This window comes from Hydrogenophaga taeniospiralis, from assembly GCF_020510445.1.
In the GTDB taxonomy this organism is placed as follows: Bacteria; Pseudomonadota; Gammaproteobacteria; order Burkholderiales; family Burkholderiaceae_C; genus Hydrogenophaga.
In genome coordinates this window covers 1427904-1445848 of the sequence record NZ_JAHBAG010000001.1, presented here as the reverse complement: position 1 = coordinate 1445848, position 17945 = coordinate 1427904, and the positions used below count along the sequence as shown (strand labels likewise).

The 17945-nt window shown below is 69.6% G+C and carries 17 protein-coding genes; 9 read left to right on the top strand and 8 right to left on the bottom strand.

Annotation, left to right across the window (positions count from 1 at the left end; translation table 11 throughout):
• Window positions 1–124: 124 nt before the first annotated feature.
• The 5 genes from KIH07_RS07065 to KIH07_RS07045 are packed head-to-tail and all read left to right on the top strand — an operon-like array spanning window position 125 to window position 4358.
• On the top strand, window positions 125–979 hold the full coding sequence (locus KIH07_RS07065; RefSeq protein WP_226491297.1) for a fumarylacetoacetate hydrolase family protein: 855 nt from the start codon (window positions 125–127) through the stop codon (window positions 977–979).
• Window positions 980–1011: 32 nt separating this feature from the next.
• Window positions 1012–2298, top strand: coding sequence for an L-fuconate dehydratase (locus KIH07_RS07060; protein ID WP_226491296.1), 1287 nt, complete (start codon window positions 1012–1014; stop codon window positions 2296–2298).
• Window positions 2295–3188 (top strand): amidohydrolase family protein, encoded by an 894-nt coding sequence (locus KIH07_RS07055; RefSeq protein WP_226491295.1) that lies wholly within the window; start codon window positions 2295–2297, stop codon window positions 3186–3188. The genes KIH07_RS07060 and KIH07_RS07055 overlap by 4 nt, the downstream gene beginning before the upstream one ends.
• Before the next feature lie 32 nt (window positions 3189–3220).
• Window positions 3221–3997: an SDR family oxidoreductase gene (locus KIH07_RS07050; RefSeq protein WP_226491294.1), complete on the top strand. Its 777-nt coding sequence runs from the start codon at window positions 3221–3223 to the stop codon at window positions 3995–3997.
• Between the two features lie 22 nt (window positions 3998–4019).
• Window positions 4020–4358: an L-rhamnose mutarotase gene (locus KIH07_RS07045; protein ID WP_226491293.1), complete on the top strand. Its 339-nt coding sequence runs from the start codon at window positions 4020–4022 to the stop codon at window positions 4356–4358.
• 422 nt (window positions 4359–4780) lie between these two features.
• On the opposite strand, the gene eutC is transcribed toward KIH07_RS07045, so the two are convergent.
• From eutC to eat, 3 genes are all read right to left on the bottom strand, one after another.
• Window positions 4781–5608 carry an ethanolamine ammonia-lyase subunit EutC gene (gene eutC / locus KIH07_RS07040; protein WP_226491292.1) on the bottom strand — a complete coding sequence of 276 codons (828 nt, stop codon included), beginning with the start codon at window positions 5606–5608 and terminating at the stop codon, window positions 4781–4783.
• Window positions 5605–6939, bottom strand: coding sequence for an ethanolamine ammonia-lyase subunit EutB (locus KIH07_RS07035; protein WP_413465799.1), 1335 nt, complete (start codon window positions 6937–6939; stop codon window positions 5605–5607). The genes eutC and KIH07_RS07035 overlap by 4 nt, the downstream gene beginning before the upstream one ends.
• A 216-nt stretch (window positions 6940–7155) precedes the next feature.
• Window positions 7156–8547 carry an ethanolamine permease gene (gene eat, locus KIH07_RS07030; RefSeq protein ID WP_226491290.1) on the bottom strand — a complete coding sequence of 464 codons (1392 nt, stop codon included), beginning with the start codon at window positions 8545–8547 and terminating at the stop codon, window positions 7156–7158.
• 222 nt (window positions 8548–8769) lie between these two features.
• Between eat and KIH07_RS07025 the strand changes: the two genes are divergently transcribed.
• From KIH07_RS07025 to KIH07_RS07010, 4 genes are all read left to right on the top strand, one after another.
• Window positions 8770–9744, top strand: coding sequence for a helix-turn-helix domain-containing protein (locus tag KIH07_RS07025; protein WP_226491289.1), 975 nt, complete (start codon window positions 8770–8772; stop codon window positions 9742–9744).
• 265 nt (window positions 9745–10009) lie between these two features.
• Window positions 10010–10690: a LysE/ArgO family amino acid transporter gene (locus KIH07_RS07020; RefSeq protein ID WP_226491288.1), complete on the top strand. Its 681-nt coding sequence runs from the start codon at window positions 10010–10012 to the stop codon at window positions 10688–10690.
• A gap of 83 nt (window positions 10691–10773) precedes the next feature.
• The gene (locus KIH07_RS07015) at window positions 10774–12447 is read left to right on the top strand and encodes a flavin monoamine oxidase family protein (protein ID WP_226491287.1); all 1674 of its coding nucleotides are present in this window, start codon (window positions 10774–10776) and stop codon (window positions 12445–12447) included.
• A 26-nt stretch (window positions 12448–12473) separates the two neighbouring features.
• Window positions 12474–13298 (top strand): carbon-nitrogen hydrolase family protein, encoded by an 825-nt coding sequence (locus tag KIH07_RS07010; RefSeq protein WP_226491286.1) that lies wholly within the window; start codon window positions 12474–12476, stop codon window positions 13296–13298.
• Here the strand turns inward: KIH07_RS07010 and KIH07_RS07005 are convergent.
• The 5 genes from KIH07_RS07005 to KIH07_RS06985 form a co-directional block, all read right to left on the bottom strand.
• Window positions 13295–14071 (bottom strand): S1 family peptidase, encoded by a 777-nt coding sequence (locus KIH07_RS07005; protein ID WP_226491285.1) that lies wholly within the window; start codon window positions 14069–14071, stop codon window positions 13295–13297. The two genes, KIH07_RS07010 and KIH07_RS07005, sit on opposite strands and share 4 nt — an antisense overlap.
• A gap of 88 nt (window positions 14072–14159) precedes the next feature.
• Window positions 14160–15092 carry a LysR family transcriptional regulator gene (locus KIH07_RS07000; protein ID WP_226491284.1) on the bottom strand — a complete coding sequence of 311 codons (933 nt, stop codon included), beginning with the start codon at window positions 15090–15092 and terminating at the stop codon, window positions 14160–14162.
• Between the two features lie 108 nt (window positions 15093–15200).
• Entirely contained in the window at window positions 15201–15584 is a 384-nt protein-coding gene (locus KIH07_RS06995; protein ID WP_226491283.1) for a DUF4189 domain-containing protein, read from the bottom strand.
• Window positions 15585–15682: 98 nt separating this feature from the next.
• Window positions 15683–16888 carry a CaiB/BaiF CoA transferase family protein gene (locus KIH07_RS06990; RefSeq protein ID WP_226491282.1) on the bottom strand — a complete coding sequence of 402 codons (1206 nt, stop codon included), beginning with the start codon at window positions 16886–16888 and terminating at the stop codon, window positions 15683–15685.
• 19 nt (window positions 16889–16907) lie between these two features.
• A complete protein-coding gene (locus KIH07_RS06985; protein WP_226491281.1) occupies window positions 16908–17861 on the bottom strand; it encodes a hydroxymethylglutaryl-CoA lyase in 954 nt (317 codons plus the stop codon).
• Window positions 17862–17945 lie beyond the last annotated feature (84 nt).

Below are 17945 nucleotides of genomic sequence, written 5' to 3'. Positions count from 1 at the left end.
ACCTACCAACCCACTCCCGCTCCGCTCCAGAACACGGCGGAACCGGCTTCGCCGGGCCGCTCGTGTTGCCCCCTGGGGGGTGACGCGCCCTGGCGCGGCGCGGGGGGTCATCTAAGGACTCACTGTGAAACTCTTGCGCTACGGATCCCCCGGCCAGGAAAAACCCGGCGTGCTCGACGCCCAGGGTCGCGTGCGCGACCTCTCCGGCGTGATCGCCGACGTGGCCGGCTCGGCCCTGCTGCCCGAGAGCCTGGCGCGCCTGCGAAGCCTCAACATCGACAGCCTGCCGCTGGTGGCCGGCACGCCGCAACAGGACCTGCGCCTGGGTGCCTGCGTGGGCCAGGTGGGCAAGTTCATCTGCATCGGCCTGAACTACTCCGACCATGCCGCCGAGAGTGGCATGCCGGTGCCACCCGAGCCGGTGGTGTTCAACAAATGGACCAGCGCCATCGTCGGCCCCGACGACGCGGTGGAGATTCCACGCGGCTCGGTGAAGACCGACTGGGAAGTGGAGCTGGGCGTGGTGATCGGCCGCGGCGGGCGCTACATCGAGCCGGCCGACGCGCTGTCCCACGTGGCGGGCTACTGCGTGGTGAACGACGTGTCCGAACGCGAATACCAGCTCGACCGCAGCGGCACCTGGGACAAGGGCAAGGGCTGCGACACCTTCGGCCCCACCGGCCCCTGGCTGGTGACCGCCGACGAAGTGCCCGACCCGCAGGCGCTCAAGATGTGGCTGGAGGTGGACGGCAAGCGTTACCAGGACGGCAGCACCGCCACCATGGTCTACGGCGTGGCCTTCCTGATCAGTTACCTGAGCCGTTTCATGAGCCTGCAACCGGGCGACGTGATCTCCACCGGCACCCCTCCGGGCGTGGGCCTGGGGCAGAAACCCCCGGTCTACCTGCGCGCCGGACAGACCATGCGCCTGGGCATCGACGGCCTGGGCATCCAGACACAAACCACGGTGCAGGCCTGAAAGGCCCGACCGACCCCGACACAGGTACCGAGATGAGCGTCATCGTTTCCATGCGCGTCGTAGACGTGCGCTTCCCCACGTCCCAACACCTGGATGGCTCGGACGCCATGAATCCGGACCCGGACTATTCCGCGGCCTATGTGATTCTGGAGACCGACCTGCCCGGTCTGGAGGGCCACGGCCTGACCTTCACCATCGGGCGCGGCAATGAAATCTGCTGCGCCGCCATCGAGGCCATGCGCCACCTGGTGGTGGGCCTGGACATGGCCTGGGTGACCGAGGACATGGGCCGCTTCTGGCGCTACATCACGTCGGACAGCCAGCTGCGCTGGATCGGCCCCGACAAGGGCGCGATCCACCTGGCCACGGGCGCGGTGGTCAACGCCGTGTGGGACCTGTGGGCCAAGCAGGAAGGCGTGCCGGTGTGGGAACTGGTGGCGCGCATGAGCCCCGAGGAAATCGTCAAGCTGATCGACTTCCGCTACATCACCGACTGCATCACACCCGAAGAAGCCCTGGCCCTGCTCAAGGAGCGCGCCGTGGGCAAGGAAGAGCGCTGGGAAACGCTGGAGCGCGAAGGCTACCCCTGCTACACCACCTCGGCCGGCTGGCTGGGCTACGACGACGACAAACTGCGCCGCCTCTGCCAGGAGGCCATCGACGCCGGCTTCAACCACATCAAGCTCAAGGTGGGCCGCGACAAGGCCGACGACATCCGCCGCCTGCGCATCGCGCGCGAGGTGCTCGGGCCGAACCGCCACCTCATGATCGACGCCAACCAGGTGTGGGAAGTGAACCAGGCCGTGGACTGGGTGCGCGAACTGGCTTTCGCCAAGCCCTGGTTCATCGAAGAGCCCACCAGCCCGGACGACATCGAAGGCCACCGCGTGATCCGCGAGGGCGTGGCCCCGGTGAAGGTGGCCACGGGCGAGATGTGCCAGAACCGCATCGTCTTCAAGCAGCTCATCATGCGCGGCGCCATCGACGTGGTGCAAATCGATGCCTGCCGCCTGGGCGGTGTGAACGAGATCCTGGCCGTGATGCTGATGGCCGCCAAGTACAAGCTGCCGGTGTGCCCGCACGCGGGCGGCGTGGGCTTGTGCGAGTACGTGCAACACCTCTCGATGATCGACTACCTGTGCATCGCCGGCACCCGCGTGGGTCGCGTGATCGAGTACGTGGACCACCTGCACGAACATTTCAGGGATCCTTGCGTCATCCGGGGCGCGGCCTACATGCCGCCGCGGGCCGCGGGCTTCTCGATCGAGATGAAGCCGGCGTCCCTGAAGCAGTACGAATTCCAGCCCCGGGCCGCATGAAGATCGACACCCACCAGCACTTCTGGCGCTACAGCGCGCCGGAGTTTCCCTGGATCAGCGAGGCCATGCCGGCCCTGCGGCGCGACTGCCTGCCGTCCGACAACGCGGCGGCCATGCGCACGGCCGGCGTGGACGGTGTGGTGGCCGTGCAGGCGCGCACGCTGGCCGACGAGACCGACTTCCTGCTGGGGCTGGCCGACCAGTGCCCCGAGGTGCTGGGCGTGGTGGGCTGGGCCGACCTGGGCGCCGCCGATCTGGAGCCCCGGCTGCGGGCCTGGTGCGCACACCCGGCCTTCAAGGGCCTGCGCCACATCCTGCAGGACGAGGCCGATGCATCGGCCTGGGTGGCCGCGCCGGCCCACCAGCGCGGCCTGCAAACGCTGCAACGGCAGCAGCGCGTGTACGACGTGCTGGTGTTTGAACACCAGTTGCCCGCCGCGGTGGCGCTGTGCGCCCGCCACGACGCGCACTGGCTGGTGCTCGACCATGTGGGCAAACCCGCGCTGCGCGACTGGGTTGACGCAGGAGCGCAGGCCTCGCCCGGCTGGGGCCACGCCCTGCGCGAGCTCGCGGCGATGCCGCACGTGATGTGCAAGCTCTCCGGCGCGGTGACCGAAACCGACTGGCTGAACAACCACGGCCTGACGCTGCAAGACACCCGCAACATCCTCGCCTGCTTCGACCAGGCGCTGGAGGCGTTCGGCCCGCAGCGCCTGATGTTCGGCTCCGATTGGCCGGTGTGCCAGTTGTCATCCTCGTACGACGTGGTGCACGGCCTGGCCGAGCAGTGGGCGCGCTCGCGCCTGAATGCCGCGGAGCAAGAGGCTTTCTGGAGCGGCAACGCCCTGCGCTGTTACGACCTGAGCCCGCCGCCGCCCGCCATTCCATAAGACCCCGACAACCCCCAAAGAGAAACGTTTCCATGGACCTGCATCTGAAAGACAAAGTGGTCATCGTCACCGGTGGCGCCAGCGGCATCGGCGCCGCCATCTCGCTCACCCTGGCCCAGGAGGGCGCCGTGCCCGTGATCCTGGGCAAGAGCCCGATGTCGGCGGCGTTCACGCAGCAGCTGCAGGCCACGGGGGCGCGCCACCGGTTCATCCAGCTGGAGCTGTCCGACGAGGCCGCCTGCGCCGCCGCGGTGGCGCAGACGGTGGGCGAGTTCGGCCGCATCGACGGCCTGGTGAACAACGCAGGCGTCAACGACAGCGTGGGCCTGGACGCCGGGCGCGACGCCTTCCTCGGTTCGCTGGAGCGCAACCTGATCCACTACTACGTGATGGCGCATTACTGCGTGCCGCACCTGAAGGCCACGCGCGGCGCCATCGTCAACGTGTCGTCCAAGACCGCGCTCACGGGCCAGGGCAACACCAGCGGCTACACCGCGTCCAAGGGCGCGCAACTGTCCCTGACCCGGGAGTGGGCCGCCTCCCTGCTCGCCGACGGCGTGCGGGTGAACGCGGTGCTGCCCGCCGAGGTCATGACACCGCTGTACGCGCGCTGGATCGAGAGCTTCGAAAACCCCGAAGACAAGCTCGCCAGCATCACGCGCAAGATCCCGCTCGGCCAGCGCATGACCACCTCGGAAGAGATCGCGCGCACCTGCGTGTTCCTGTTGTCGGACGCCTCGTCCCACACCACCGGGCAATGGTTGTTCGTCGATGGGGGCTACACCCATCTGGACCGCGCCCTGTCCTGAGCAAGCCACCGAAGGAGCCCGCATGCGCTACGCCCTGGCACTCGATCTGGTGGACGACGCCCAACGCATCGCCGAGTACGAACAGGCCCACGAACGCATCTGGCCCGAGGTGCGCGACCACCTGCGCGCGCAGGGTGTGCTGGACATGGAGATCTACCGCCTGGGCACGCGCCTGTTCATGGTGATGGAGGTGGACCCCGCCGTGTACAGCGTGCAGGCCATGGCCGAGGCCTCGCTGGCCAATCCGGTCATCCAGCGTTGGGAGACGCTGATGTGGACCTACCAGGCACCCACGCCCTGGACGCCGGCAGGGGAAAAGTGGGTATTCATGGACCGCATCTTTTCCCTCGCCAGCCAGTAGCCTGCCGAGGGGCGCTGCTCGCTCCCTCCTTTTCATCGTCTGCCTAGATGCTCTGTCGCTGAACGGGCGGTGTCGTTCGTTGCACCTCGCGCGCTGCGGCAGGCGCTGCCCGGCGGGGGCTCATACTGGGACGGTCGGCGCTTTGCGCCGACTCCGCTGCGCCCACCGGGCAGCGCCTGCCGCAGCAAGAAGTGAAGTGGCTCTCCACCGGTGGCGACCCCACCCCTTTGTCGCCAAGGCGTGCGTGGGCAGGCCGCAGCGCGCCTTGTGAGGCGGCGAGCATCGCAGGGGAGTCGGCGCATCGCGCCGACCGCCTCACTGAAGCGCTGCGGCCTGTCCGCGCACGCCTTGGCACGCGAGGTGCCACGAACGAGACCTTCCGTTCACCCACACGGCATCCGGCAAAACCCGGAAGAGGCCCCTCAACCCCCAGCAATGGCCGCCGGGCTCACCATGGGCAGGCCGCTGTGGTCCTTGAGCCCCACGCCCGTGACGCCCAGACGGCGGCCTTCGCCGACCAGCCAGGCCAGGCGCCGCGCGGCGGTGACCACGTCCTGCCCGGCCGGCCGCACGTTGGAGATGCAGTTGCGTTGCGCGTCGGTGCAGCCCAGCCGGGGCGCGTGGGTGAGGTAGATGCCCACGCTGTCGGGCGAGCTCAGGCCCGGGCGTTCGCCCACGATCATGGCCACCATGGCCGCGCCCAGCAGCTGGCCCACCTCGTCGGCCACCGCCACACGGGCCTGGCGCACCAGCACCAGCGGGCCCAGGCGCAGGGCCGGGTCGAGCGCGTCTCGGATGGCGCCGAGCAGGGGCACGGCGTGCTGCTGGATGCCCAGCGCCGACAGGCCGTCGCCCAGCACCAGCACCAGATCGGGTGCGCCGCCGGCGGGCGCCGCGTCGGCCCGGCTCTGTGCCAGGCGGGTGGCGCTGTCGGTGTCCAGGCGCCGGCCCAGGTCGGGCCGCAGGAGGTATTCGTGCCGGTCGTGCGCCTGGCTCTGCAGCACCAGCGGGGCCGGCCAGCCGGCCGAGCGCAGGCCGTCCTGCAGCGCCTCGGTGTCCAGCGGCAGGTGGATCGCGTCGCGCGCCTGGGCGTGGGCGAGTGCGAAGTCCAGCACCTCGCGCGTGGGCAGGCTGACCCCGCTGCGGCCGAGCGCGATGCGCGCGGGCGTGTGGCGGCGCAGGTGGGCCCAGGGGTCCGGGCCGGGCGCATCGAGGAGCACGGGGAGCGTGGGAGGTGGGGGTTGGGTCATGGCGTCTCTGGCAACGCCCACAGCGTGGCGGGCAAGGCGGGCTGGCGCGGCGCTGGCAGCAGCTGCCCCTGCGCGCCGGTCACACCCACGCCCTGCAGCCAGGCCTCGAACTCGGGCGCGCGTTTCAGGCCCAGCAACTCGCGCAGCACCAGCGCGTCGTGGAACGAGGTGCTCTGGTAGTTCAGCATCACGTCGTCGGCACCGGGCACGCCGATCAGGAAGTTCAGCCCCGCGGTGGCCAGCAGCACCATGAGGTTGTCCATGTCGTCGCTGTCGGCCTCGGCGTGGTTGGTGTAGCAGATGTCGCAGCCCATGGGCAGGCCCAGCAGCTTGCCGCAGAAGTGGTCTTCCAGGCCGGCGCGGGTGATCTGCTTGCCGTCGTACAGGTACTCGGGGCCGATGAAGCCGACCACGGTGTTCACCAGCAACGGCTGGTAGCGCCGCGCCACGGCGTAGGCACGGGCCTCGCAGGTCTGCTGGTCCACGCCGTGGTGGGCGTTGGCCGACAGGGCGCTGCCCTGGCCGGTCTCGAAATACATCACGTTGTGGCCCACCGTGCCCCGGCCCAGCGCCTGGGCCATGGCGTGGGCTTCGTCGAGCAGGGCCAGGTCGATGCCGAAGGACTGGTTGGCGGCCTGGGTGCCGGCGATGGACTGGAACACCAGGTCCACCGGCGCGCCCAGCTGCATGGCCTGCATGGTGTTGGTGACGTGGGTGAGCACGCAGGTCTGGGTGGGGATGGCGCCGCGCGCCAGCACCTCGGCCAGCAGGTGGTTCAGCCGCACCAGGTCGGGCACGCTGTCGGACACCGGGTTGATGCCGACCACGGCGTCGCCCGCGCCGTGCATCAGGCCGTCGATCATGCTGGCGACGATGCCGGCGGGGTCGTCGGTGGGGTGGTTGGGCTGCAGCCGCACCGAGAGGTGGCCCCGCAGGCCCTGGGTGTTGCGAAAGCGGGTGATCACCTCGCAGCGGCGCGCCACCAGCATCAGGTCCTGGTTGCGCATGAGCTTGCTCACGGCGGCCACCATCTCGGGCGTGAGGCCGGGCGCGAGCCGGCGCAGCGCCTCGGGCGTGGCCTGCGCGCCGAGCAGCCAGTCGCGAAAACCGCCCACGGTGAGCGAGGCCACCGGGGCGAAGGCGGCGGCGTCGTGGCTGTCGATGATGAGCCGGGTGACCTCGTCGTCTTCGTAGGGGATGAGTGCTTCGTCCAGAAAGCGCCGCAGCGGCACGTCGGCCAGCACCCAGCGCGCGGCCACGCGCTCCTGCTCGGTGGCGGCGGCCAGGCCGGCCAGGCAGTCGCCCGAGCGCAGGGGCGTGGCCTTGGCCATGACCTCGCGCAGGTTCTCGAAACGGTAGGCGCGCTGCCCGAGGGTGGTGCCCAGACTCACGGATGCATCCTTCCTTCCAGTTGTCCATGGCGTCGAGGCGTCACCCGCAACGCATGAAACGGTCCAACCCAGGGCACCGCCGGGCCGGCTTTGCCGGACGGCCAGTGCCGCCCCCTGGAGGGGGTCGCGCGCAGCGCGGCGGGGGTGTTCAGGGCCTCATTCCACCACGCCCAGCATGGCATCCACCGGGGCGGCGTCGCGCTGCGCGGAAGTGACCCGGAAGTAGCCGTAGGCCAGTGCCATCAGGCCCAGGAACAGCACCGAGAGCATGGCGTTGAAGTACACCACCGCGAGCAGGCACACCAGGCCACAGACCAGGGCAATCGCCGGAAACAGCGGGTAGAACGGTGCGCGGAACGGACGCTCCAGCAGCGGTTCGCTGGCGCGCAGCTTGAACAGCGCGGCCATGGAGATGATGTACATCACCAGCGCGCCCAGCACGGCCATGGTCACGATGTTGGCGGTGAGCGGCAGGCCGCCGAAGCTGACCCATTCGTCGCTGAAGACGGCGATCACGCCGATCACGCCGCCGCCCACCAGGGCGCGCACCGGGGTCTTGAAACGCGGGTGCACCTTGGCGAAGTAGGCGGGCAGGTAGCCGGCGCGGGCCAGGGCGAACATCTGGCGCGAGTAGCCCAGGATGATGCCGTGGAACGAGGCCACCAGGCCGAACAGGCCGATCCACACCAGCATGTGCAGCCAGGTGCTGGACTCACCCACCACCATCTTCATGGCCTGGGGCAGCGGGTCGTTGATGTTGGAGAGCTGTTTCCAGTCGCCCACGCCACCGGCCATGACCATCACCAGGAAGGCCAGCGCCACCAGGGTGAGGATGCCGGTGATGTAGGCCACGGGGATGGTGCGGCGCGGTTCCTTGGCTTCTTCGGCGGCCATGGCGGCGCCTTCAATGGCCAGGAAGAACCAGATGGCAAAGGGGATGGAGGCGAAGATGCCGGCCCAGGTGCCCATGGTGAATTCGCTGGAACCGGCCCAGCCGTTGGCGGTGAAATTGGCCAGCGACCAGCCGGGCGCGACCACGCCGGCGAACACCAGCAGCTCGGCCACGGCCAGCAGGGTCACCACCAGCTCGAACATGGCGGCGATGCCCACGCCCAGAGCGTTGAGGGTGATGAAGATGGCGTAGGCGCCCAGCGCCGCCATCTTGGGGTCGAGCGAGGGGAACTGCAGCCCCAGGTAGGCGCCGATGGCCAGCGAGATCGCCGGCGGCGCGAAGACGAACTCCACCAGCGTGGCGAAGCCCGCGATGAAACCGCCGGTGGGGCCGAAGGCGCGCCGGGCGTAGGCGAAGGGACCGCCGGCGTGGGGGATGGCGGTGGACAGCTCGGTGAAGCTGAAGATGAAGGTGGTGTACATCAGCGCCACGAACACCGTGGCCAGCAGAAAGCCCAGGGTGCCCGCGCTGGCCCAGCCATAGCTCCAGCCGAAGTATTCGCCGGAAATGACCAGACCGACGGCGATGCCCCAGAGGGAGAAGACGCCCAGCACGGGCTTGAGCTCGCGCGATACCTGTTTGGGGGGGGTTGACATGTTGTTGCTCGCATCCAGAGTCGCCCGAAACGGCTCGGGCAGCCTGGGGCGCAGTGTGTCCAATCCGGTGCGCCCGGTGGTATCCCGTTTGGGCAAGCGTCGGGGCCCGGGCCGCATTTTTTCCGATTCGGGATAGCGTGGGGCGGGTTTTCCTGCAGAGCGCCCGGTGGCATGAAACTTGATACTCAGGCCCGGCCAGAACCCCGTCCGAAGGAGCACGCCATGTTGGTGCAGTCCGACACCGCCGCCGCCTGCTTCCGCGTCAAACGCACGCAGGATGTGGACATCCACGCCCGCAACCTGGACGCCTGGGAGCAACACTACGAGCAGACGTCCGCCGGCGCATTCAGCGGCGAGGTGCGCGAGCTGGTCGACCACGACCTGCAGGTGTTCGAGGAGGTGGCCAATTGCGCCACCAACCAGCGCTGCCGGCCCTGGCACGGCGGCGTCTGGATCGGCCTGGCCGTGCCGGAGACCGATGGCGGGCTGCGCTTCATGGGCCGCCCGACCAGCGGCCTGCAGCTCATGCTGGCCTGTGGCGACACCCCGTTCGACCTCCAGGTGCCGGCCGGCCACGGCCTCTACGGCATGGTGCTGGACCAGGCACAGCTGGTGCAACACGCCCAGGCGCTGCACCACCGGCCCTGGCCCGAGGACTGGGCCGGTGTGCCGCAGGTGCAGGCGCTGACGGCGCTGCAGCGTTACCGGCTGGTGGGCCTGGTGCGCGAGGTGCTGCGCAGCCTGCAGAGCCAGCCCGAGGTGCTGCTCCACGCGGCCAGCCGCCGCACGCTGCGCGAAGCCCTGCTGACCGTGCTCAGCGACATCGTGATGCCCCAGACACTGAGCGAGGCCGTCAACCCCCGGCAGCAGCGGCGCCAGGAGCTGGTGCACCGGGTGCGGGAGCTGGTGTTCGAACAGCCCGACGAACCGCTGAGCGTGGCCGAGCTGTGCACCCGCCTGCACGTGACGCGGCGGACCCTGCAGAACTGTTTCCAGGAGGCGCTGGGCATGAGCCCGGCGAGCTACCTGCGCACCGTGCGGCTCAACGCGGTGCGGCGCGCCCTGCGCGAAGGACCGCCCGCGACCACCATCGCCGACACCGCCGCGCGCTGGGGCTTCTGGCACATGGGCCACTTCTCCCAGGAGTACAAGGTCCTGTTTGGCGAGACACCGTCGCAGACCCGCCAGCAGATTTGAAACACCCCCGCCGCGCTGCGCGCGACCCCCTGAAAGGGGGCAACGCGTGCGGCCTGGCGAAGCCAGTTCCGCCGCGTTCTCGGTTGGGGTGCGGCGCTCCGGAGAGGTTCTCCCCTGTACTGCTGACCTCATTAAGTTAATAAAAATTAAACCAAACTCAGTTTTGGTTAATACCCATTAACTTCAAGCGCGGTTCAAGCACACTCGGTTCGCGTCACACACCCGGGCCAACGCCCGAACCGAACCCGCTTGCGAGGAACCCACCATGTCCGCCCTGGCCTTCACACTGCCGCCCCTGCCCGCTTTTCTCTCGCCCGCCTTCACCGCCGGCATGGTGCTGAGTATGTCGCTGATCATGGCGATCGGCCCGCAAAACGCCCATGTGCTGCGCATGGGCCTGCAGCGCCAGCACCTGTGGCTTACCGTGGCGGTGTGCGCGCTGTCCGACGTGGTGCTGATCTCGCTGGGGGTGCTCGGTCTGGCCCAGCTCGGGGGCCTGTCCGACAAACTGCAGGGCGCCCTGGTGGGGGCCGGCATGCTGTTCCTCTCGGTGTACGGCTGGCAGGCGTTCCAGCGTTTTCTGCGCCCCGGCGCGCTGCCCGGCGCCATGGGCGACGCGCCCACTGAGGCCGCCGGCCCGGTGGCGAAGCCGGTCTCGCGCAGCCGGGCGGTGCTGTCGGCCCTGGCTTTTTCCTGGCTCAACCCGCACGCCTGGCTCGACACCGCCGTGTTGATCGGCTCGGCCTCCCTGGCCTATGGCCAGCGCAGCGCCGTGTTCGGCTTGGGCGCTGCGGCGGGCTCGGTGGTGTGGTTCTTCGCGCTGGGCGCGGCCGCGTTCTGGCTCGGCCGCCGGCTCAACTCGCTGCGGGTCTGGCGCGCGCTCGACGGCCTGGTCGCGCTCATGATGTGGGGCACGGCGGGCTGGCTCATGATGAGCCTGACCTAACCCCCGCGCCGACCTTCTGGCCGTCGCCACACACACACCTGAACCGGATCAACGCGGCACCTCCCCTCTCCAGATTGCGCCCCATGAACACCACCCGCCCCGCCACCGCCCCCGTCACCATCTTCGGCCCGGACTTCCCATTCGCCTTTGACGACTGGATCACCCACCCGCAGGGGCTGGGCGAGCTGCCGCCGGAGCGGCTGGGCAGCGAGGTCGCCATCGTGGGCGCGGGCATGGCCGGCATGGTGGCGGCCTACGAGCTGATGAAACTGGGCTTGAAGCCGGTGGTCTACGAGGCTTCGCGCATGGGCGGGCGGCTGCGCTCGCAGCCGTTTGAGGGCGGCCAGGGCGTGGTGGCCGAGCTCGGCGGCATGCGCTTTCCGGCGTCGAGCACGGCGTTTTTCCATTACGTGAACCGGCTCGGCCTGCGGACCCGGCCCTTCCCCAACCCGCTCACGCCCGCCGCGGGCTGCACCGTGATCGACCTCGAAGGCCAGACCCACTGGGCGCGCGACCTGGCCGATCTGCCGCCGCTGTTTGCCGAGGTGGCCGAAGCCTGGGCCAGCGCGCTGGAAGACGGCGCCGGCTTCAGCGGCCTGCAGCAGGCGCTGCGCGAGCGCGACGTGCCGCGCCTCAAAGCCCTGTGGGACCGCCTGGTGCCGCTGTGGGACGACCGCACCTTTTACGACTTCGTGGCGCAGTCCCCCGCCTTTGCCGCGCTCTCGTTCCGCCACCGCGAGGTGTTTGGCCAGGTGGGCTTCGGCACCGGCGGCTGGGACTCGGACTTCCCCAACTCCATGCTGGAGATCCTGCGTGTGGTGCTCACGGGCTGCGACGAAAACCAGCACCTGATCGTGGGCGGCGCCCAGCAGGTGCCCGTGGGCCTGTGGCACCACGCGCCCGCCGCGCACGAGCTGCGCCACTGGCCGGCGGGCACCACGCTGGCCGGCCTGCACCACGGCGCGCCGCGCCCGGGCGTGACGGCCATCGCGCGCGCGCCCGACGGCCAGCTCGCGCTGACCGACACCTGGGGCAACACGCGCCACTACCCGGCCGCGCTCACCACCTGCCAGAGCTGGCTGCTGACCACGCAGATCGCGGTGGAAGAGACGCTGTTTTCGCAGAAGCACTGGATGGCGCTGGACCGCACGCGCTACATGCAGTCGAGCAAGACCTTCGTCATGGTGGACCGCCCGTTCTGGAACGACCTGAAGGCCAACGGCTGGCCCACGCTGGGCATGACGCTCACCGACCGCCTCACGCGCGGCACCTACCTGTTCGACAACGGGCCGGACCAGCCGGGCGTGATCTGCTTGAGTTACGCCTGGATGGGCGACGCGCTCAAGATGCTGCCGCACGACACGCACAAGCGCGTGCAGCTCGCACTTTCGGCGCTGCAGAAGATCTACCCCGACGTGGACATCGCCAGCCACATCGTGGGCGACCCGATCAGCGTGTCGTGGGAAGCCGACCCGCATTTCCTCGGCGCCTTCAAGGGCGCCCTGCCCGGCCACTACCGCTACAACCACCGCATGTACAGCCACTTCATGCAAGACGCCTTTCCCGAGGCCGAGCGCGGCATCTTCATCGCCGGCGACGACGTGTCGTGGACGCCGGCCTGGGTCGAGGGTGCGGTACAGACCTCGCTGAACGCGGTCTGGGGCATCGTGCGCCACCTGGGCGGACGGTGCCACGCCGCGAACCCGGGGCCGGGCGATGTGTTCGCGCAGATCGGCCCGATGGCCTTGCCGGAGTAGATGAAACACCCCCGCCGCGCACCTCCATGAACACCGAACCGCTCACCCTCGCCCTCTGGCAAACCCCTTACGCCGCCACCCCAGCCGAGGCGCTGCAGCGGCTCGACGACGCGGCCGCCCGGGCCCGCGCGCAAGGCGCGCAGCTGCTGCTGTGTCCCGAGATGGGTCTCACCGGTTACGCCATCGGCGCCGAGCGCGTGCGGGATCTGGCCGAGCCGGCCGATGGCGCGCTGGCGCAGGCCGTGGCCGTCATCGCGCAGCGCCACGGCCTCGCCATCGTCTACGGCTACCCCGAACACAACCCGCTGGGCCCACCCTTCAACGCCGTGCAGGCCATCGGCCCCGACGGCCGGTCGCAGGCCCGCTACCGCAAGACCCACCTCTACGGCGCCATGGACCGCGCGCAGTTCAGCGCGGGCGAGACGGCCTCGCAGGTGTTCGTATGGCGCGGCTGGCGCCTGGGCCTGCTGATCTGCTACGACGTGGAGTTTCCCGAGACCGTGCGCCTGCTGGCGCTTCAAGGGGTGGACGCGGTGCTGGTGCCCACGGCCAACATGGCGGCGTTCGACGAGGTACCCCAGCTGCTGGTGCCCGCGCGGGCCTGCGAAAACCGGGTGTTCGTGGCCTACGCCAACGCCTGTGGCCAGGAAAACGACACCGCCTATGGTGGCCTGAGCACCGTGGCCGACGCCACGGGCGCGGTGCTGGCGCGCGCCGGGCGCGGCGAGGAACTGTTGTGGGTGACGCTGGACCCGAGCGCTCTGGCCACAGCTCGCGGGCACAGCTATCTGGAGAGCCGGCGCAGCGGGCTGTACGGCCCACTCATCGGAACCCCGTCGACCCCTGTTTAGATCGTGGCCGCCTCAGGCACCTGGGCCCGGATGAAGCTCTGCACCGCCGGGCTCTGCAGGTTGGTGTAGTACGAATAATCGTCAGCGCCACAACTGGTGGCCGTGCCAAACGAGGTGATGCCGATCAGGCCATTGCCCGCACCGGTCTGGCGGTACATGGGGCCACCGGAATCGCCGCCGCAGGTGTTGCTGCCGGCGCCGCCCGTGTAATGGTGTCCCAGCTGCGCCGTCTTGACCATTTCAAGGGTGACCGTGCCGACGGCCAGCTGGAACCCGGGACCACCCCAGCCCGCCACGAACACCGACTGCCCAACCGCAGCCGGCTGGCTCACCAGCAGCGGCATGGTGGGGTTGGGCAGCGCCGCGGGCAGGAACACCACCGCCACGTCGTTCACAAACCCCTCAGCCGTCCACTGGAACCCCGGGTGGGCCACCCAGCGGCTGGCGTTCATCTCGCCCGCGCTGCCGTCGGCGCGCCAGACCGGCGTCACCACCCTGCGCACGCTGCCGCGTACGCAATGGGCGGCGGTGAGGATCTTGTCGCTGCTGATCATGGTGCCGGAGCAGGCGGACACCGCACCCGCGGAATTCACCACGTACAGCAGCACCACGGGCGAGAGCTCGGGCGTGGCGCAGTTGGTGCCATTGAGGACCTTGGGCGACAGGCCCAGGCTGCCACATTGCGTTTCGGCGACCGATGCGCCATCGCCGCCGCCGCAGCCGGCCAGCAACAGCGCCAGCGCCATCCCCAGACCTTGAATCCATCGCCGCATATCGCTCCCTCTTTCCATTGGTGGGTGGTTTTCAACAGATTCCGCACATCGCGGAGGGCTTGCGCCCGGGCATCACTGTAGCGCCAATTCAGGCGCGTCCTGCCGACCAGAAATCGGGCTGGCTGTAGTGGTGCTTGAGGAAGTCGATCCACAGCCGCACGCGCAACGCCAGGTGTTTGCGCTGTGGAAACAGGGCAAAGATGCCATTGGGCGGGGCGGCGAATTCGTCGAGCACGCTCTGCAGCCGCCCGGCCGCGATGTCGGCCTCGACCTCCCAGGCGCTGCGCCAAGCGATGCCGTAGCCCGCCAGACACCACTCGTGCAGCACCTGCCCGTCCGAACAATCGAGCGGGCCGCCCGGGCGCAGGTGCACGATCTCGGCGCCCTCGCCGCCGGCCGCCGGCACGGAAAATGCCCAGCCCCGCGTCTGGGACGCGTCGGAGGACAGCGTGAGGCAGTCAAAGCGCACCAGATCGGCCGGGTTCGCGGGGCGGCCGTGCTGCTGCAGGTATCTCGGCGTGGCCACGCACAGGCGGCGGTTGTCGGCCAGGCGCACGCTCACCAGGGAAGAGTCGGCCAGATCGCCCACGCGCACCGCGCAGTCGTAGGCCTCGCCGGCCACGTCCACCACGCGGTCGCTCAGGTTGAGCGAGATCGTCACCTCGGGGTGCAGCTCTCGAAAGCGGGGCACCAGCGGCGCCACGTGGCGGCGGCCGAAGCCGGCCGGCGCGGTGAGGCGCAAATGCCCACTGGCCTTGACGCCGCCGGCGCTGACACTGGCTTCGGCATTGGCCAGGTCGGTCAGCAGGCGCTGGCAGTCTTCCAGAAAGGCGCTGCCTTCGTGCGTGAGCGTGATGCGGCGCGTGGTGCGCACCATGAGCTTGACGCCGAGACGGGACTCCAGCCCGTCGAGCCGGCGGCCGATGATGGCCGGCGCGACCCCCTCGGCCTTGGCCGCGGCGGTGAGGCTGCCGCGCGTGGCCACGGCCACAAAGGTTTCGAGCTGCTTGAGCTTGTCCATGGGGGGCCAGATTACCGCATCAAAGCGGGGTAATCAACGGCCACCCCTGGTTCATTTTTTACCAAATTCGCAACATTGGCGGCCACGCCGCCGTATCCGCTCAACCGTTCAGTTGCACTGCGCCGGCAGATTGGGGATCTCGCCACAGCCCACCGCACCCTGGGCGGTGCACGCGTTGTTGGCCGCCGTCTGGGCGTCGAACGCCGAGCCGCCGGCCGCCGCCGCGATCACCAGGGTCTGGCCGATGGTGCCGGCGGACGCGGCCCCACAGTCCTCGAACTGCAGCACCACCGTGCAGTCGTTCGCGTCGCACTCGTCGCGCGCCTCGTCGTTGGCGACCGACTGGGTCAGTTCCCCGGAGGAAATGGCCACCCGGTTCGTGGACGTGCTCACCGCAACCGCGCCGTAGCCGTCGTCATTCCCGCCGCAAGCGGCCACCGTCAGAGACACCAGCAGTGCCGCGGTCCAGCGCAGCGATTGAGAGTCCGTCATACCAACCTCCTTGAAAAGATGCAAAGTCACAAAGACCACACAGGGCGTCCACACGGATCACCCGCCAGCGCGCAGTTTATGCCCGGCGGGTCGTCCCGTCAGCGCCCGCTGAGACGGTCTATGGCCTGCGTGTCGTAGCCCAGCGCCCGCAGCAGTTCCTCGTTGTGCTCGCCCAGCCGGGGTGGGCTCATGCGCACGCCGGGGCGCTCGCCGTCGAGCGTGAACGGCAGCAGCACGGTCTGCGCCTGCCGGCCCGCGGCCGCACCGTCGGTCAGGGTGATGGGCGCCAGGCCGCCGGTGGCCTTGAGGTGGGGGTCGTCCAGCAGGTCGTGCGGCCGTGTGATGGGGGCGAACGGCAGGCCATGGGCCTCGAACACCTCGGCCAGCTCGCTCGCGGCCCGCGCACCCAGGCGCTCGCGCAGCAGCGGAATCAGCCAGTCGCGCTCGCGCACGCGGTGGTTGTTGGTCTGCAGGCGCGGGTCGTCGCGCAGGTCGGCGTAGCCGAAGGCGTCGCAGAAGATGGCCCACTGCGTGTCGCTCACCACCGCCAGGAAGATCTGCTCGCCGCCCTGCACCTTGAACACGTCGTAGATGCCCCAGGACGAGATGCGCTCGGGCATGGGCGCGGCGGGCTGGCCGGTCACGGCGTACTGCATCATGTGCTGCGCCACCAGGAACACGTTGTTCTCGAACAGCGCGCTCTGCACCTCGCAGCCCCGACCGGTCTTCTCGCGCGCGCTGAGCGCGGCCATGACGCCGATGGCGCCAAACAGGCCGCCCATGATGTCGTTCACGCTGGAGCCCGCGCGCAGCGGGTCGCCGGGGCGCCCGGTCATGTAGGCCAGGCCGCCCATCATCTGCACCACCTCGTCGAGCGCGGTGCGGTGGTCGTAGGGGCCGGGCAGGAAGCCTTTGTGGCTCACATAGATGAGGCGCGGGTTGAGCGCCTTCAGGCTCTCGTGGTCGAGCCCGAGCTTCTTCATGGTGCCGGGCTTGAAGTTCTCGCTCACCACGTCGGCGGTGGCGATGAGCCTGAGCGCGGCTTCCCTGCCCTCGGGCGACTGCAGGTCGAGCACCAGGCTCTTCTTGTTGCGGTTGAACAGCGGGTAGAAGCCCGCGCCCGAGCCGAGCAGGCGGCGCGTGTTGTCGCCCGCGGGCGGCTCCACCTTGATGACTTCGGCACCCAGGTCGGCCAGCACCATGCCGCAGGTGGGGCCCATCACCATGTGGGTGAATTCAACGACGCGGATGCCTTCGTAGGGGAGGTGGCGGGGCAACTCGGTGGTGGCGGTGTTGTCTTGCATGGGGTTGAATCAGAAAGCTTCAGGCGACGTGCCAGCCCTTGGGCAGGCCGGCCTCGGGGATCATGCCGTAGACCGGCTCGCCGGGCAGGCCGGCCTGCAGCGGCGCGCGCGCGGCGATGAGCTTTTCCAGATCGACGCCGGTGCGCAAGCCCATGGCCTCGAACATGAACACCAGGTCTTCGGTGACCACGTTGCCCGAGGCGCCGGGGGCGTAGGGGCAGCCGCCGAGGCCACCGAGCGAGGCGTCAAAGGTGCGCACGCCCACGTCGAACGCGGCCAGGCAGTTGGCCAGGCCCAGGCCACGGGTGTTGTGCATGTGGGCCGCTCCGGCGTGCCCGCCCAGTTCGGCGCGCAGCCGTGTGAACAGGCGGCGCACCTGGGCCGGGTGGGCCATGCCCGTGGTGTCGGACAGGCCGACCTCGTCCACGCCCGCCTGCGCGCAGGCCACTGCCAGGCGGATCACGTCGTCTTCGTCCACCGCGCCCTGCAGCGTGCAGCCGAACGCGGTGGACAGCCCCACCTCGACCGCCACGCCCGGCGCGCGCTCGCGCCGCAGCGCGAGCACCTCGCGCAGCTCGTCCAGCATCTGTTCGCGCGTCTTGCGCACATTGGCCAGCGAATGCGCCTCGCTGGCCGACACCGGCAGGGTGAGCTTGTGCACGCCCGAGGCCAGCGCCGCCTCGGCACCGCGCCGGTTGGGCACCAGGGCCATCACGCTGAGGCCGGGGTAGCGGGCGGTGAGGGTGAGCGCGTGGCGCACCACCTCGGCCACGTCGGCCATCTGGGGCAGCAGCTTGGCCGGCACGAAAGAACCGACCTCGATCTCGCGCAGACCGGCGGCGGCCAGCGCGTCGATCCAGCGGCATTTGTCGGCCGTGGCCATGGTGGCGCCGACCGACTGCAGACCGTCGCGCGGGCCGACCTCGCTGATCAGCACCTGGGGCCCAGCGGGGCCGTGTTTGGAAAAATTCATGAATGAACTTGCGTTCTGTCAGTTAGAACAGTATTCTTTCTGAAGAAATGATGGCAGAGCCCTGCCCCCGTGTCAATCCAGCCC

What these genes read in the sequence shown, in the direction of transcription:
- KIH07_RS07060 (WP_226491296.1), top strand. Translation starts at nt 1,012, where the DNA reads ATGAGCGTCATCGTTTCCATGCGCGTCGTAGACGTGCGCTTCCCCACG.
- KIH07_RS07055 (WP_226491295.1), top strand. Translation starts at nt 2,295, where the DNA reads ATGAAGATCGACACCCACCAGCACTTCTGGCGCTACAGCGCGCCGGAG.
- KIH07_RS07050 (WP_226491294.1), top strand. Translation starts at nt 3,221, where the DNA reads ATGGACCTGCATCTGAAAGACAAAGTGGTCATCGTCACCGGTGGCGCC.
- KIH07_RS07045 (WP_226491293.1), top strand. Translation starts at nt 4,020, where the DNA reads ATGCGCTACGCCCTGGCACTCGATCTGGTGGACGACGCCCAACGCATC.
- eutC (WP_226491292.1), bottom strand. Translation starts at nt 5,608, where the DNA reads ATGACCCAACCCCCACCTCCCACGCTCCCCGTGCTCCTCGATGCGCCC.
- KIH07_RS07035 (WP_413465799.1), bottom strand. Translation starts at nt 6,939, where the DNA reads ATGGCCAAGGCCACGCCCCTGCGCTCGGGCGACTGCCTGGCCGGCCTG.
- eat (WP_226491290.1), bottom strand. Translation starts at nt 8,547, where the DNA reads ATGTCAACCCCCCCCAAACAGGTATCGCGCGAGCTCAAGCCCGTGCTG.
- KIH07_RS07025 (WP_226491289.1), top strand. Translation starts at nt 8,770, where the DNA reads ATGTTGGTGCAGTCCGACACCGCCGCCGCCTGCTTCCGCGTCAAACGC.
- KIH07_RS07020 (WP_226491288.1), top strand. Translation starts at nt 10,010, where the DNA reads ATGTCCGCCCTGGCCTTCACACTGCCGCCCCTGCCCGCTTTTCTCTCG.
- KIH07_RS07015 (WP_226491287.1), top strand. Translation starts at nt 10,774, where the DNA reads ATGAACACCACCCGCCCCGCCACCGCCCCCGTCACCATCTTCGGCCCG.
- KIH07_RS07010 (WP_226491286.1), top strand. Translation starts at nt 12,474, where the DNA reads ATGAACACCGAACCGCTCACCCTCGCCCTCTGGCAAACCCCTTACGCC.
- KIH07_RS07005 (WP_226491285.1), bottom strand. Translation starts at nt 14,071, where the DNA reads ATGCGGCGATGGATTCAAGGTCTGGGGATGGCGCTGGCGCTGTTGCTG.
- KIH07_RS07000 (WP_226491284.1), bottom strand. Translation starts at nt 15,092, where the DNA reads ATGGACAAGCTCAAGCAGCTCGAAACCTTTGTGGCCGTGGCCACGCGC.
- KIH07_RS06995 (WP_226491283.1), bottom strand. Translation starts at nt 15,584, where the DNA reads ATGACGGACTCTCAATCGCTGCGCTGGACCGCGGCACTGCTGGTGTCT.
- KIH07_RS06990 (WP_226491282.1), bottom strand. Translation starts at nt 16,888, where the DNA reads ATGCAAGACAACACCGCCACCACCGAGTTGCCCCGCCACCTCCCCTAC.
- KIH07_RS06985 (WP_226491281.1), bottom strand. Translation starts at nt 17,861, where the DNA reads ATGAATTTTTCCAAACACGGCCCCGCTGGGCCCCAGGTGCTGATCAGC.